Here is a 14,083-nt window from a genome sequence, read left to right as displayed (position 1 = left end):
TAAAACAAAATGCCCCGCTCTCAACGAGAACGAGGCATCATGACATCAAAATAGCGTTTAACTAGCTTTCGTGGTTGGTTGCTTGCCGGCACGGCTGCGGCTGCTGGTTCGCCGAATCAGGGTTGGCATTGCGCCATCACGCACAGTTTCAGCAGTGATCACACAGCGCACAACATCGGTTTCCGAGGGCAAATCGAACATCACATCAAGCAAAATTTCTTCGACGGCAGTGCGTAAACCACGAGCGCCTGTTTTGCCAGCCAAAGCTCGCTCAACAATCGCTTCCATGGCATCGCCGCTGACTTCGAGTTGCACGTGATCAAGTGCTAACATTTTTTGATATTGCTTAATGATTGCGTTGCGTGGCTCAGTCAAAATCCGCATCATGGCATCTTTATCGAGCGGCGTGAGCGCGGCAACGACTGGCATGCGACCGATAAACTCGGGAATAAAGCCAAAATGTAACAGATCGTCGGGGTTAACCAGTGATAGCAATTTTTTGGAACGCTCGATCCGTTCTTCTTTGACAATCGCTTTGCCAAAGCCCAACGTGCCGCCACTGCCCAAACGTTGGGCGATATGGTGTTCTAGCCCTTCGAACGCCCCACCACAAATAAACAATACATTGGTGGTATCAAAGGGAATAAATTCTTGCTGAGGATGCTTGCGACCTGGCATTGGCGGTACATTGACCACCCCGCCTTCGAGGATTTTTAGCAAGGCTTGTTGTACGCCCTCACCTGAAACATCGCGGGTGATCGATGGATTATCGGCTTTGCGGGCGATTTTATCGATTTCGTCGATATACAAAATGCCCATTTGAGCGCGATCAACATCGCCATCGGCGGCCTGAATCAAACGCAGCAGAATCGTCTCGACATCTTCGCCAACATAACCAGCCTCGGTTAATGCGGTAGCATCGGCGATCGCAAATGGCACATCAAGCATACGGGCTAGCGTTTGGGCCAGCAGCGTTTTGCCTGAGCCAGTTGGCCCAACTAACAAAATATTGCTTTTTTGAATTTCGACATCGGTATCGCCTTGGGCTTGGGCACGCAATCGCTTGTAGTGGTTGTACACCGCCACTGCCATCACCTTTTTTGCCCGATCTTGGCCAATCACATATTCATCGAGATGATCGCGAATAGCGTGAGGAATCGGCAGCGTTGGTGGTAGGGTTGGGGCATTCGGAGCATCTTTACGCTCCTCGTTAGCAATAATTGCGCTTAACAGCTCAATGCATTCGTTGCAAATAAACAATGCCCCCGGACCTGAGACCAAGCGATCGACTTCATCTTGGTTCCGCCCGCAAAACGAGCAGTAATAGGTCGGTGGCATAAAGGCGGATTGCGCCATTGGAATTGCTCCCATTGGTGACGACGCGAGCTTCGTTGCTCGCGTCATCATCCTTGTTGCTCAATTAATCTTGTTGCCCAGCTTCAATGTGGGTCGTAATTTCGTCAATGATACCATATTCTTTGGCTTGTTCTGGTGTCATAAACAAATCGCGGTCGAAGTCGCGGGCAATGCGTTCGATCGGCTGGCCAGTATCTTTTGCCAGCAAGCCACGCACAATATTTTGCAAGCGCAACAACTCTTTAATTTGAATTTCGACATCAGGCGCATAGCCGCGAGCACCACCACCAGCTGGGTGCATGTGGATGGTTGAATTGGGCAAGGAATAGCGTTTGCCTTTGGTCCCACCAGCGAGAACTGGCGTAGCCATACTACCAGCAAAACCAACACACCAAGTCGCAATATCGGGTGAAACCATCTGCATCGTATCGTAGATCGCAAGGCCAGCGTTGACTTCGCCGCCTGGGCTGTTGATATAGATTGAAATATCGCGATCGGGGTCATCGTGTTGCAAGAACAATAATTGAGCCACCAACACATTCGCAATTTGCGAATCAATCGGAGTACCGAGAATGATGATCCGCTCTTTGAGCAAACGTGAGTAGATGTCATAAACTCGTTCGCCACGGCTGCTTGTTTCTACAACGTAGGGAACAACCATCGAGGGCGATTTCGCTGCCACAATGTCGTGAGCAGGTGAGAGCCATTGAAACCAGGACATAGCAAGCCTCCTTGCAACGGTGCGCATCGGCGCACTTCGGTCGATGCTTCTAGTCTACCCGAAAAACCTCGCGCATGGCAGAGGGCCATTCCATTGCATCACAATGTTAACACGATTCCAACACTTGTCGATGCCACCATTCTGCTGGTTGATTATCCACCATTCAGGGGAACTGTGCAACCACCCGTTGGAAGGATGAAGGATGAAAAAGAGCATAGAACATAGAACATAGAGCATAGAACATAAGATCCAAACTTCAGGCATTGGACTTTAACGCAGAGGGTTGAGGGTTGAGGGATCAGCGGGCAGTTTAAAATTGTATAGCATCTGATCCCTAGCCCCTGATCCCTGACCCCTCGCTGCTTCGTGTCCTTCGTGGATCAAAAGCCAAGCTCCTGATCCCTCGTCTTAATACAAATCAACCCGTCGATCGCGGAAAACTGGCAGGAAGTCGCGGGCTTTGGCAACGCTGTCGAGATCAACGCTTGCAGTCAACAGGCCAGATTGATCATCGCCCTCAACCAAAACATTGCCCCAAGGATCGATCACAACTGAATGACCACCAAATTGATTGGCACGATCGCTGCCAACCCGATTACATGCAATCACCACAGCTTGGTTTTCGATTGCCCGTGCTCGAAGTAAGGTTCGCCAATGCTCAATGCGGACGGTTGGCCATTCAGCCGGAATAATTATGACTCCTGCGCCAGCCAAGGCATAACGCCGAAACAACTCAGGAAAGCGCAAATCGTAGCAAATGGCACACGCACTTTTGCCCCAAGCAGTGTCAAAAATTTCAGCTTGCTGACCAGCCCCCAAGTATTGATCTTCTTGCATCAAGCCAATCAGGTGGGTTTTGCGATAGCTATGCAGGCGTTTGCCCTGCGCATCATACAGCGTGGCAGTGTTATAAACTTGCTTGCCATCCCGCTCAAGCAGTGAGCCAATAATCGCCAAATGATGGCGGGCCGCTAAAATCGCAACTTCTTCAAACAAGCCCTTGCCCAGCGGATCGCTCAACGTGTGGGCTTGCTCCAGCATATAGCCAGTGCCCCACAACTCTGGTAGCACCAGTAGATCTGCGCCAACCATCTCGGCACGGGCGGCGATTTGGCGTACCGTCGCTAAATTGGCTTCACGATCACCCAACACTAAAGCGATTTGGCCAAGCGCCACAGTTAACTGCATGGATTTTTCCCTCTATTGACCAGTGCTGCCAGCCGCAGGCGTAGGCAAATTACCATTGATATCGGGGAAGGCTTCGCCATTATAGGCTCGCAGCACATCAACTACTGCTGGCAAGGCCAATGTCCCCGAACCGTCACCTAAATCGCCAGTGCCTTCGAGCATGGCCAAAATCGCCACCTTAGGATTATCGAACGGTGCAAAGCCAACAAACCATGAGTGCGAACGCAAATATGGTCCTTCGGCATACTCGGCGGTTCCGGTTTTGCCTGCCAAATCCAGCCGATCGATATCGGCCAAAATTGCGCCTGCTGGTTTGTTATTGTTGTTGGCGATGCGATTGTAGGCATCGGAATCACGCACTGAGCGGCGCATGCCTTCGCGAATAATTGCCCAATGCTCAGGTGCCAGATTAATCGTATGTTCAATCACTGGGGTAAGCGTGATCGTATCGGTGCGGTTCAAATCGGTAATCGCTTTGACGACTTGTGGTTGATAGACTGAACCACGATTGGCGGTAGCGACGGTAGCACGCAGCAATTGCAAGGGCGTAACTTGCACATCGCCCTGACCAATTGCCGCGATATAGGTATCGCCAACGCCCCAACGTTCACGGCGCTGTTTCTTCCACTCTTTATTGGGAATAATCCCCGAATCTTCGCCTGGCAAATCGATTCCGGTCAATTTATCGAAGCCAAACTCGCCCGAAACCGTCTCATACAAGCGATCAATCCCCAAGCCACCTTTGATTTGGGGATCGGTTGGTTTGAGATTGGTGACATAATCGGTGCCGCCAGCAACTGTGTTGAAAAAGACGTTCGATGAGACTTTCAACGCATCAGAAACGTTGATCAATCCATTGGCGCGACGATTGGAGTTGGGATATTGGTTGGTCAAGGCTTCGTTATATTCGTTGCGCACAATCAAAAAGCCTGGGTCTTGAATTTGCGTGCCAGGGTTGATGATATCGCTATCTAAGGCAGCGGCAGCAGTAAATTGCTTGAAGGTCGAGCCAGGCGGATATTTACCAGCAATTGCCCGATGCAGCAAGGGTGTGTTTTCTTCATCGGTAAATAAATCGGTAATTTCCTCGACCTCACCGCGATTAAAGGCGTTGTTATCGTAGGCTGGCAAGCTGACCGAGGCCAAAACAGCCCCCGTGTTGACATCCATCACCATAATCACGCCTTTGTTAATGGGGTCGTATGAGGCATATTTAGCTTGATCTTTGCCCGGTGTGTTGGCTAAGCGCACGCGGCGTTGATCGGCAACATCGAGCCATTTTTGTAAAATTTCCTCGCTGGCTTGCTGCAAATTCATATCAATATTCAAAATCAGATTTTTGCCATCTTCCATTGGCTGCAACACCGTTGGCTCGCCGACAATTCGATCCCAGACATCAACCGAAATTTGATTTGTGCCGAGTTTGCCGCGCAAGGTCGATTCATAATAATTTTCGATCCCATCAACCCCAATTAAATCGCTTTCGAGATATTGGCGCGGGCCGTCAGCATCATTGGTGGGGTTATAACGGGCCAGTTGCTTATCGTTAATCCGAATCATATAGCCCAATAAATGCGAGAGCGATTGAACTTCGGCACCCAGTGGGTAATCGCGCTGGAAGCCATCGACCACCCGCACGCCGGGCAAGGCCAGCGCATTTTCGCGAATCGCCAAGGCCACATCATCAGGAATATTTTTGGCAACGGGCACAACCAAATACCCTGGCAAGTTGGCTTTGGCAAGCATCTTTTCAACCCCAGGTTGCAGGGTGATCACATCAGTATAGGCTTGGCTCAATTGCAGCGCAGTCAAAGCCTTGCCCATCGGCACGGTCACCGTGATCGATTGCGCTGGTGCGAAGTTGGTATCGGCAGGCAAAATTGGCGAGATAGCATAAATTGCTGCGGCCAACGCTGGATCTTCTTGTAATTTGGTGGTTGGTGAGAGCGTGAAAGTATCGCTGAAGGGCAACAACATACTCAGCCGCAGATACACCGCATTGCGATCAGCGCGTTTGCGTGGCAGTGATTCAGCTTGAATCCCCAAGATCGAGGTTGGAACCGAGGCTGCTAGCAGCGTTGTGCCATCGCTGGCAAAAATTTCGCCACGTTGGGGGGCAACATAATCGCGGCGGGTAATATTTTGCTCAATTGAAGCACGTGAGGATGCAGCGCTGCTGCCAAATTGCAATTGCTGCAAGCGTGCGAGCAAGACCACAAAAATAATTAAGCTCACGACCCGTAAGCCGATCAAGCGACCGCGCATAGGGTTCTCCTTGATGATAAGGTTTAGTGGCGGATTTTGCGCTCGTTCCACCATTGCAAAACGAGGAAGGTTGGCAAAACCGCAATCGCATTGATAATCATAGCTGGCACAAGCACCACAATTGCCCAACTCAGCCAATCGTCGGTGCCACCGCGAAACACTTGGGTAATTAAGTGATACAGCGGGGTTAACCCAATGGTTAGCAAGAGCGAAGTTGGCCATGTATCGGGTGGAAAACGCTCGGCAGCAAGGCTACAAACCCAGGTAACCAGTAACAAGGCCAAGGCATGACTGCCAAACGGCGAGTAACCAACCACATCAATCAGCAAGCCGCCATACATAGCAATAGCAGCACCCTTGGTTGCATCCGCCAGGAGTGTCCAACACACCACCGCCAACAACACCAAATTCAAGTGCGCATTAAAGATCGTTGGCAATAGGGTTGTCTGAATAATCACGGTTAATCCAACGATCAGGGCCAACCAAAGCTGCCCGCGCAGCCGTTCGCTTAATCTTCGCCGACGATAATCCATACAGTCCGCACCACATCAGGATCAAAATATGGTTCAATATCGGCTTGTTGACCGTGGCCGTCAGGGCGAATTGCGCTGACACGGCCAATCGGCACATCGGGCGGAATCCGCGCCGCAGGTGCATCGAAGGCCAACGCTTTGCTAATGCCAGCGGTCAACACATCGTCGCCAACGCTGAATTTAGCATCACGATCGATATGGCGCATAATCAGGCGTGAGCCAAGCTGCCATTGACCAAGTACATCGCCCATGGGTTGGCTAATGCTGCCACTTTCTTGTTCGCTGTTGACTTGCGATAATACCTGACCGCTCACCACCGAACGTGCATCGGTAATTAACAAAACTGTGGCGTTATGCTGGCTGACCGTATCGACCAAGCCAATTAACGCATCGGGGCTGCCATTGACATGCGAAACCACCGGCATGCCCACCGCCAAGCCATCAACAATACCACGATCAATGCTAATCACCCGATTGCCAGCATCGGCGGAGCGACTGACCACATTGCCAATTACCGTGCGCCAGCCATAGCGTTCGCGCATACCAGCGGTGCGGCGCAAGGTCGTATTTTCAGCGGCAGCGCTGCGCAATTGGACATTTTCGTTTTCCAGCTCGGTTACCCGCTCTTGCAAGGCAGCCAAATCTTGGGCGGCTTGCGACGAGCCAAAAATACCGCCAAAGGTATCGCTAATCGCTAAACGAATATTCGTCAGCGTGCGCGTAACTGGAGTCAAAACACGAGCCGTGCTATCGGTAACTGGCGTGAGAATCCCCTGTTGATCGAGCAATAACAGCACAACCACAAGACATGCCAGCCAAACAATCAGCTTGGTTGCCCGTTGAGCATTGCCGGAACGACTTAACATGACTAACCACGTTTGATGCGACGCGATTCCTGCGAACGCCGAATCGTGTCACGGTATTTATCAAATTCCTCGATCATTTTGCCTGTGCCGCGTGCCACACACGACAACGGATCTTCGGCGATATGGACTGGCATTTTGGTTTCAGCAGCAATCCGCCGATCAAGGCCACGCAGCATCGAGCCACCACCAGCCAAGGTAATACCATGCTCCATAATATCGGCGACCAATTCTGGCGGGGTTTCTTCCAAGGCCGTGCGTACCTCGGAAACAATATTGGCCACAGGGCCAGCGATACCTTCGCGCAATTCAATGCTGCTAATTTCAATCGCTTTGGGCAAGCCTGTCAGCAAATCGCGACCACGCAGGGTAACTTTGATTTCTTCTTCGAGCGGGTAGGCTGAGCCAGCGGCGATTTTGGCTTTCTCGGCCATGCGTTCGCCAATCAACAAGTTATATTCACGGCGGGCGAAGGCAATCACGGCCTCGTCGATTTCGTCGCCAGCGGTGCGCAACGAGTGGTTAATTACAATCCCGCCCAGCGAAATGACGGCAACTTCCGTCGTACCGCCGCCAATATCGACAACCATTGAGCCAGTTGGTTCGGTCACAGGCAAGCCTGCACCAACAGCAGCCGCCATTGGTTCTTCGATCACATAGGCTTCGCGAGCGCCAGCATTCATTGCGGCATCACGAGCGGCGCGTTTTTCCACGTCGGTCACGCCTGAGGGTACGCCAACGATCACGCGTGGGCGGCCAGCAATGCTCGCGCCAACATGTTTATGGGCTTGGTCGAAAAAATATTTCATCATCTTTTCGACTACATCGAAATCGGCAATCACACCATCGCGGAGCGGGCGGACTGCTACAATATTGGCTGGGGTTTTCCCAACCATCGCCTTGGCCGCAGCGCCAAACGCTTGGGGAATTCCGGTACGTTTATCAATAGCCACCACCGATGGCTCAGAAATAACAATGCCTTTACCGCGTAAATAGACTAAAGTATTGGCAGTACCTAAGTCCATGCCAATATCGCGGCTAAATGAGCGAAAAAATGATCTAAACATATATAGTGCGATGATCTTTCTGCTGCAGCGCTCGCGTGGATGATTGGCAAGAAGTCAAGGTACAGGCCGGAGCCACAGCCCCGCAAGCGGGTTTTTTATCCAAAAAAGAAGGGCTTTTGGCCCTCGTATAAGCGCCATTATAGCATAATCAGATCGGGCTAGACCCGTGTTAAGCTGATAGCTAGCTGATAGCAAGGCGCTAAAACCGCCATCACCGAGGATGTTGCCATGATTCGAGTTGCAATTGTTGAAGATCAACGGATTGTTCGTGAGGGTTTGATTGCTGTTTTAGAGGATGAAGTAACGATCGAGATTGTAGGCGAGGCTGCCAACGGTCAAGCAGCACTTGATCTGTATGCTCAAGAACTACCTGATGTCGTTTTGATGGATTTACAAATGCCGGTGATGGATGGCCCCACCGCGATTGGCCAACTTTGTCAGCGTTGGCCCCAAGCTAAAGTGCTGGTGCTCACCACCTATGCCACCGATGAATTTATTTGGGCCGCCTTGCGAGCTGGGGCCAAGGGGTATCTATTAAAGGATGCTTCGGCTGATGAGTTGGTTTCGGCGATTCAAGCCGTTGCCAAGGGTAGCACCCACCTTGCGCCGGATATTGCTGCCAAACTGGTGGCAGGCGTGAGCAATCCCCAACCTGAATCATTAACCCCGCGCGAGTTGGAAGTGCTGCACCTGCTAGGGCGTGGTCGCTCCAATGGCGAAATTGCGCTTGAGCTGGATATTGCTTTACGCACGGTCAAAGTGCATGTGCAAAATATCTTGGGCAAGCTTGGCGCAACCAATCGCACCGAGGCTGTTAGTCTTGCCGTGCGCCAAAAATTGATCAGCCTCACATGAGGAAGGATGAAGGATGAGGGATGAAGGATGAAGTAAGGGGAAAGCGATGGAACCGCGAAGAACGCGAAGCACGCCAAGGCCGGGTTGGCTGAAGTGCCAGCCAATCGATTAGCACCACAGAATCAACCTTTGTGCTCTTCGTGTCCTTCGTGATTAAAAATGTCGTCGTTAAACTCTAAGCCTCTTTGATGATGCGTAGGGCTTCGCTGATGTGTTTGTTGGCATTTAGCAACGATGAAAAAATATGCTGAATTGTGCCGTGCTGATCGATGATATAGGTGACACGGCCTGCCAAAATGCCTAAAGTGGTTGCGCCATAGAGTTTACGCACTGCCCCTTCGCGATCGCTTAATAAGGTAAACGGCAAGCGATGATTGGCGGCAAACTGTTCGTGCGACTCAACCGAATCACTGCTAATGCCAATTACTTCAGCACCCGCTTGCTTAAACACTTCATATTGGTCGCGAAAGGCACAGACTTCGGCCACGCAGCCAGCCGAATGATCCTTAGGATAGAAAAATAAGACGATTTTCTTGTGGCCAAGCAGGCTTTGTAAATCGACCAATTGGCCTGCTTGATTGGGCAGGCTGAAGGTCGGGGCTTGATCACCAACAGCTAATTTGCCAGCAGTTGCAGTAGTCACTGATTAACCCTCCAATTCAAGATTAATGTTGTTGCAAAATTCGTAGCGATTCGTCAATATGTTTTTGGGCATTCAAGCGCGATGAGAAAATATTCTGAATCGTGCCTTGTGGATCGATAATATAGGTGACGCGGCCCGTAAAAATTCCCAAAGTCATTGCGCCATAAGCCTTGCGCACGGCACTATCTCCATCACTCAACAAGGTAAATGGTAAGCGATGTTTGGCAGCAAATTGCTGGTGCGACTCAACTGAATCGCTGCTCACGCCAATTACTTCGGCTCCAACTTGTTTGAACACCTCGTATTGGTCGCGAAAAGCACAAACTTCGGCGACACAAATCAGCGAATCATCTTTGGGATAGAAAAACAGCACAATATGCTTTTTACCTAACAGATCTTGTAAATCGACCATTGCCCCAGTTTGGTTGGGTAAGCGAAAGCTTGGGGCTTGGTCGCCAACTTGGAGTTTGCCAGTGGTTGCGGTTGTCATGGGTCTTGCTCCAGCACTAAATCGGGTTTGCTGGCTTGATTATCGCTGGTGGCTTTCCTGTTTGGTTTCCCAAGTCGCTTCCGCCATTGGGTGATTTTGGTTTAAAATGGTTGCCTAGTTGATTTTGGGTTGGGAATTGACGATGGATCTACGCTGCTATTTTTTGGGGCAGCCCCAAATTTTTTACAATCAAACAGCGATCCACCTAACCAATGCTAAAGCGCTGGCGCTGTTGGCCTATTTGGCATGTCACAACCAACCGCAACCGCGTGAGCGAATTTTGGGTTTGCTCTGGGCCGAAAGTAGCAGTAGCGCCGCACGCAAGAATCTGAGCAATTGTCTTTGGCAGTTGCGCCAACAGCTCGGCGAGGGCTGCATTCGTAGCCACGATGATCGGCTGAGTTTGGGGAGTGCAGTTTGGAATGATTTGCAGGCGCTGTGGCAATTGCACCAGCCTGATCTTCAAACCTTGCTCAATTGTTATCGCGGCCCGTTGCTCGATGGCCTGAACTTACGCGATGCCCCAGAGTTTGAATTGTGGCTGTTGTACGAGCGCAATCGTTTGCATCAATATTATCTACAACTGCTTGAACAAGCTTTGCAAACGACCAACGATCAGCAGCAAAAACTGCAACTTGCCAGCCATAGTTTGAGTGTTGATCCGTTGCACGAACCATTCGTTCAAGCGGCAATTCAAGCATGTTTGGCGCTTGATCAACGGGCCAATGCCTTGCAATACTACACCAATTTTCAACATCAACTAGCGCAGCAACTAGGCTTAGAGCCAGCAGCAGCCACTCAAGCTTTGCGGATGCAGATTCTTGGCTCGCCCACAGCTCCACGCATTCAATCGCCGCGCTTGCCAACTCCGCGCAATACCAGCAAATTGGTTGGTCGCGAGCCGGATTATGCGCTGTTGCATGCTGCTTGGCAACGTAGTTTGCATGGCCACGTGCAGGTTGTGTTACTGACTGGCGAGTTGGGCATTGGCAAAACCAGTTTATGGCAAACATGGCTGGGCCAAATTCGCGAGGCCCATCAGGTGGTGGTTGCGCGTGGGCTAGAAATTACCCAATTGCTGCCATTTGCGCCTTTTTTAGCTTGGACTGACCAAACCGCGCTGTTCGATTGGCTGTTTGGAACACAATCGCCGCTATCGCCTTACTGGCAAAGCGAATTGGCCCGTTTGATTCCCGATTTCAAACAGCGCGAGATTATTCCGCCGCTGAGCAATGCCACGCCTGCCGAAGAACGCCGTCGAATCTTCGAGGCTATGTTGCAAGTGCTCTTGCTCTTTGCTGATCAGCCGTTGGTATTGGTGCTTGATGATGCGCATTGGGCCGACCAACTTTCGCTGGGCTGGCTGGGCTATGCTGCTGAGCGCCTGCAATCCAAGTCAGTGCTGATCATTTTGACCTATCGGGCTAACCAAGTACAGGGGGAATTGGCAAACTTGCTTTGGCATTGGCAGCGTAACCATATTGCCCAACGCCATGAATTACAGCCCCTCAGCCCCCTCGAAAGCGAGCAATTGGTGCTGCAACAAGGCGGCGATCAGCAGCGCAGTGTTCAACTCTATCGGCGCAGTCGTGGCAACCCCTATTTTTTGCATGAGCTATTGCATGCGCCAAGCGATCAAATTCCTAGTTCGCTGGCCGATGTACTAGGCTTGCGCTTAATCAACTTACCAAGTGCCGCCCAAGCCTTGCTCTCAGCTGCCATGATTTTGGGCATCAACAGCACCCTCGAATTGCTCCAACAGGTCAGCCATTGCGCCGAAGATCAAGCGCTTGATATGCTTGATCTGTTATTGCAGCAAGGTATTTTGGTCGAGCAAGCTGGCCAGTATCAAATTGCCCATCCCTTGATTGGTGAAGTTTGGCAGCAGCAGCTGAGTCCTGCTCGTCGCCAAGTGTTTCATCGGCGGGCTGCCGAAGCCTTGGCTGAGAATTATGCGGGTATATTGCCGATGGTTGCTGTGCAATTAGCTAGTCATTACGAAGCAGCTGGCAAAGCCCACGAAGCCGCTCGTTATGCCGAAATGGCGGGCTACCATGCCTTGATTATGGCGGCTGGCTCAGAAGCAGTTGTGCTGTATCAACGAGCCTTAACCTTAGAGCCAACGCCATTGCGCCAACTTGGTTTGGGGCGGGCATGGGTGCTGCAGGGCGATTTAGTCGCTGCTCGGACTAGTTTTAATGCAGCGCGTCAAGCCTTTGAGCTGCTTGGCGATTTTGAGGGCGCAGCCCAAGCTAGCCTCCAATTAGCCGCAAGTTATCAATAGCAGCCTAGCGTTTTGTAGCGAGATATGTTTGCAAAAATGTCACCATCTTGGCGAGTGCATCAGTTGTATCGGCTGAGGCTTTGTAAGTAAAGCCATGAGCTGCATCGGGGTAATCGTAGCATTCTGTGGGTACTCCAGCATTTTTGAGCATTTGCTCGTAGCGCAAGGCCTCATCGTGCAACGAATCACGCCCCGCCAGAATAAACAAGGCTGGCGGTAAACCCACTAAATCGGCTGGCTCAGCATACACAGGCGAGACGTATGGATGCTTGGCTTGATTGGCTTCGCGATAGCAAGCATCGAACATTGCCGCTATCTGCGGCGGAATCGCGCCCTTGGGATTGGGCTTATCAAACGGACTGGTCGCAAGATCCAACGGTGGATAATCGAGGACTTGGCAGACAAATTGAAATTGGCCTTCGTGCTTAGCTTTGAGGCAGGTTACAGCGCTTAAATTCCCGCCAGCGCTATGCCCACCAATCGCCATCAGCTTGCGATCGATTGCGTAGCGCTCAGCGTTTTCATAAAAATGTTTGACCACCGCATATACTTGATTAACTGCTGTGGGATAGGGGAATTTGGGCGCTTTGGCATAATCGATGCTGATAATTTTGCAGCCAACTTGCTGTTTAAATTGCAAATTGATGGCTTCGTCCATATCGGCACTGCCCAAAATAAAGCCACCACCATGCAAATCAAACAAAATTGGGGTTGGATTGGGATTTTCTAAGCCATAGCCAAGCACCCGAACTTTGCCAAATTCGGTTGGAATGGATAGCTCTTGGCGGCCAACCGAGCGTTTAAAACGATACAAAAATCGTTGAATTGTGCTGACCAAACGCTGAGCATTGGCAAAACGCTGGGCTTTTTTGATATGTTGAGCACGAGTTGGAGCAGTTGTCATCGAAGCTTACCTGCTGAATAGATCGGTTAATTAATAAGCATTTTAGCACTAGAATATGATCCAAATTACTAGCATAACTTGACAAGTCGCCAGCTTAGCCGTATCCTACACAGCGGTAGATTCGACTCCGTAGCTCAGTGGATAGAGCGTTTGCCTCCGGAGCAAAAGGTCGCGCGTTCGAGTCGCGCCGGAGTCGCCAAAAAAACCGTGACGAGCATTGCTCATCACGGTTTTTGTTTTTTAGAAATTTAGGGCTGCTTACGGCTGATATTCCAACGGTTGGATTTAACCGGTTTAGGTTGCGGGTTGGCAATTTGTTCGGTACGCCAAACGTGATAGATCCGTTGGATGGCAGTGATATTGGTAAAAATCGCCAAAATCCATAGCCCAGCCATCAACCAATTCAGAATCAAGCAGGTGCACAAAATTGTGATCCGTTCTGGCCGACCGAGCCAGCCAGTTTCACAGGGAATACTGAGGCCTTCAGCCCGAGCACGTGCATAGCTAACCATAATCGAACCAATGATCGAACAGTAGACTAAAGTCAGGGCTAAAGTGGTTGATCCCACCATTTTGGTATGAATAAAGATCAACAGGCCAAAGAAGACGACCGCCTCACTATAGCGATCCATAATTGAATCGAAGAACGCACCAAAGCGGCTACTCTGATTGGTGGCGCGAGCGAGTGCCCCATCAAACAGATCAAAAATACTGGACAGAATCAACAAAACGCCGCCGACCTGTAAACTGCCATTTGCCAGCACAGCCGCAACTCCAGCAGTCAACAAAACGCCGATCAGCGTAACCATATTGGGCGTAATTCCGAGCCGACTAAGCACTGGAGCGACAAAGTTTTCCATTAATTGACGTGCCCAGCGTTTGATGCCGGTGCTGTACATAGAGCCTCCTTGAAC

General features: G+C 50.8%; 13 protein-coding genes and 1 tRNA gene. 3 read left to right on the top strand and 11 right to left on the bottom strand.

Annotation, left to right across the window (positions count from 1 at the left end):
• Positions 1 to 57: 57 nt before the first annotated feature.
• The 7 genes from clpX to ABEB26_RS03200 all read right to left on the bottom strand — a co-directional run bounded on the left by clpX (position 58) and on the right by ABEB26_RS03200 (position 7,993).
• The gene (gene clpX, locus ABEB26_RS03230) at positions 58 to 1,356 is read right to left on the bottom strand and encodes an ATP-dependent Clp protease ATP-binding subunit ClpX (RefSeq protein WP_345720502.1); all 1,299 of its coding nucleotides are present in this window, start codon (positions 1,354 to 1,356) and stop codon (positions 58 to 60) included.
• A 64-nt stretch (positions 1,357 to 1,420) separates the two neighbouring features.
• Complete coding sequence (locus ABEB26_RS03225) at positions 1,421 to 2,077, bottom strand: ATP-dependent Clp protease proteolytic subunit (RefSeq protein WP_012191358.1); 657 nt, start codon at positions 2,075 to 2,077, stop codon at positions 1,421 to 1,423.
• 408 nt (positions 2,078 to 2,485) lie between these two features.
• Positions 2,486 to 3,265: a carbon-nitrogen family hydrolase gene (locus tag ABEB26_RS03220; RefSeq protein ID WP_345720501.1), complete on the bottom strand. Its 780-nt coding sequence runs from the start codon at positions 3,263 to 3,265 to the stop codon at positions 2,486 to 2,488.
• Between the two features lie 12 nt (positions 3,266 to 3,277).
• Positions 3,278 to 5,530: a penicillin-binding transpeptidase domain-containing protein gene (locus tag ABEB26_RS03215; RefSeq protein WP_345720500.1), complete on the bottom strand. Its 2,253-nt coding sequence runs from the start codon at positions 5,528 to 5,530 to the stop codon at positions 3,278 to 3,280.
• Positions 5,531 to 5,553: 23 nt separating this feature from the next.
• A complete protein-coding gene (gene mreD / locus ABEB26_RS03210; RefSeq protein ID WP_345720499.1) occupies positions 5,554 to 6,063 on the bottom strand; it encodes a rod shape-determining protein MreD in 510 nt (169 codons plus the stop codon).
• Complete coding sequence (gene mreC / locus ABEB26_RS03205) at positions 6,039 to 6,929, bottom strand: rod shape-determining protein MreC (RefSeq protein WP_345720498.1); 891 nt, start codon at positions 6,927 to 6,929, stop codon at positions 6,039 to 6,041. Before mreC ends, mreD begins: the two co-directional genes overlap by 25 nt.
• A 2-nt stretch (positions 6,930 to 6,931) precedes the next feature.
• Complete coding sequence (locus ABEB26_RS03200; RefSeq protein ID WP_012192298.1) at positions 6,932 to 7,993, bottom strand: rod shape-determining protein; 1,062 nt, start codon at positions 7,991 to 7,993, stop codon at positions 6,932 to 6,934.
• Positions 7,994 to 8,221: 228 nt separating this feature from the next.
• Here ABEB26_RS03200 and ABEB26_RS03195 point away from each other — a divergent pair, with 228 nt between their 5' ends.
• Positions 8,222 to 8,848, top strand: coding sequence for a response regulator transcription factor (locus ABEB26_RS03195; protein ID WP_345720497.1), 627 nt, complete (start codon positions 8,222 to 8,224; stop codon positions 8,846 to 8,848).
• Positions 8,849 to 9,023: 175 nt separating this feature from the next.
• Here the strand turns inward: ABEB26_RS03195 and ABEB26_RS03190 are convergent, their stop codons facing one another.
• Both ABEB26_RS03190 and ABEB26_RS03185 read right to left on the bottom strand, forming a co-directional pair.
• Positions 9,024 to 9,491, bottom strand: a complete 468-nt coding sequence (locus tag ABEB26_RS03190) for a peroxiredoxin (RefSeq protein ID WP_345720496.1) — start codon at positions 9,489 to 9,491, stop codon at positions 9,024 to 9,026.
• Between the two features lie 22 nt (positions 9,492 to 9,513).
• Entirely contained in the window at positions 9,514 to 9,981 is a 468-nt protein-coding gene (locus tag ABEB26_RS03185) for a peroxiredoxin (protein ID WP_345720495.1), read from the bottom strand.
• A gap of 142 nt (positions 9,982 to 10,123) precedes the next feature.
• On the opposite strand from ABEB26_RS03185, the gene ABEB26_RS03180 reads away from it, so the two are divergent.
• Positions 10,124 to 12,265 carry an ATP-binding protein gene (locus ABEB26_RS03180; RefSeq protein WP_345720494.1) on the top strand — a complete coding sequence of 714 codons (2,142 nt, stop codon included), beginning with the start codon at positions 10,124 to 10,126 and terminating at the stop codon, positions 12,263 to 12,265.
• 4 nt (positions 12,266 to 12,269) lie between these two features.
• Here the strand turns inward: ABEB26_RS03180 and ABEB26_RS03175 are convergent, their stop codons facing one another.
• Positions 12,270 to 13,169, bottom strand: coding sequence for an alpha/beta hydrolase (locus ABEB26_RS03175; RefSeq protein WP_345720493.1), 900 nt, complete (start codon positions 13,167 to 13,169; stop codon positions 12,270 to 12,272).
• Between the two features lie 123 nt (positions 13,170 to 13,292).
• Here ABEB26_RS03175 and ABEB26_RS03170 point away from each other — a divergent pair.
• Positions 13,293 to 13,368 (top strand) — tRNA-Arg (locus ABEB26_RS03170).
• 49 nt (positions 13,369 to 13,417) lie between these two features.
• Here ABEB26_RS03170 and ABEB26_RS03165 read toward each other — a convergent pair.
• The gene (locus ABEB26_RS03165; protein WP_345720492.1) at positions 13,418 to 14,068 is read right to left on the bottom strand and encodes a CDP-alcohol phosphatidyltransferase family protein; all 651 of its coding nucleotides are present in this window, start codon (positions 14,066 to 14,068) and stop codon (positions 13,418 to 13,420) included.
• Positions 14,069 to 14,083 lie beyond the last annotated feature (15 nt).

This window comes from Herpetosiphon gulosus (genome assembly GCF_039545135.1).
GTDB lineage: Bacteria > Chloroflexota > Chloroflexia > Chloroflexales > Herpetosiphonaceae > Herpetosiphon > Herpetosiphon gulosus.
The sequence above is the reverse complement of the archived record's forward strand: the minus strand, read 5'-3'. Positions and strand labels throughout refer to the sequence as shown.

Bases quoted from the DNA above. Each gene is read 5' to 3' on its own strand.
- clpX (WP_345720502.1), bottom strand. From the start codon at position 1,356: ATGGCGCAATCCGCCTTTATGCCACCGACCTATTACTGCTCGTTTTGC.
- ABEB26_RS03225 (WP_012191358.1), bottom strand. From the start codon at position 2,077: ATGTCCTGGTTTCAATGGCTCTCACCTGCTCACGACATTGTGGCAGCG.
- ABEB26_RS03220 (WP_345720501.1), bottom strand. From the start codon at position 3,265: ATGCAGTTAACTGTGGCGCTTGGCCAAATCGCTTTAGTGTTGGGTGAT.
- ABEB26_RS03215 (WP_345720500.1), bottom strand. From the start codon at position 5,530: ATGCGCGGTCGCTTGATCGGCTTACGGGTCGTGAGCTTAATTATTTTT.
- mreD (WP_345720499.1), bottom strand. From the start codon at position 6,063: ATGGATTATCGTCGGCGAAGATTAAGCGAACGGCTGCGCGGGCAGCTT.
- mreC (WP_345720498.1), bottom strand. From the start codon at position 6,929: ATGTTAAGTCGTTCCGGCAATGCTCAACGGGCAACCAAGCTGATTGTT.
- ABEB26_RS03200 (WP_012192298.1), bottom strand. From the start codon at position 7,993: ATGTTTAGATCATTTTTTCGCTCATTTAGCCGCGATATTGGCATGGAC.
- ABEB26_RS03195 (WP_345720497.1), top strand. From the start codon at position 8,222: ATGATTCGAGTTGCAATTGTTGAAGATCAACGGATTGTTCGTGAGGGT.
- ABEB26_RS03185 (WP_345720495.1), bottom strand. From the start codon at position 9,981: ATGACAACCGCAACCACTGGCAAACTCCAAGTTGGCGACCAAGCCCCA.
- ABEB26_RS03180 (WP_345720494.1), top strand. From the start codon at position 10,124: ATGGATCTACGCTGCTATTTTTTGGGGCAGCCCCAAATTTTTTACAAT.
- ABEB26_RS03175 (WP_345720493.1), bottom strand. From the start codon at position 13,169: ATGACAACTGCTCCAACTCGTGCTCAACATATCAAAAAAGCCCAGCGT.
- ABEB26_RS03165 (WP_345720492.1), bottom strand. From the start codon at position 14,068: ATGTACAGCACCGGCATCAAACGCTGGGCACGTCAATTAATGGAAAAC.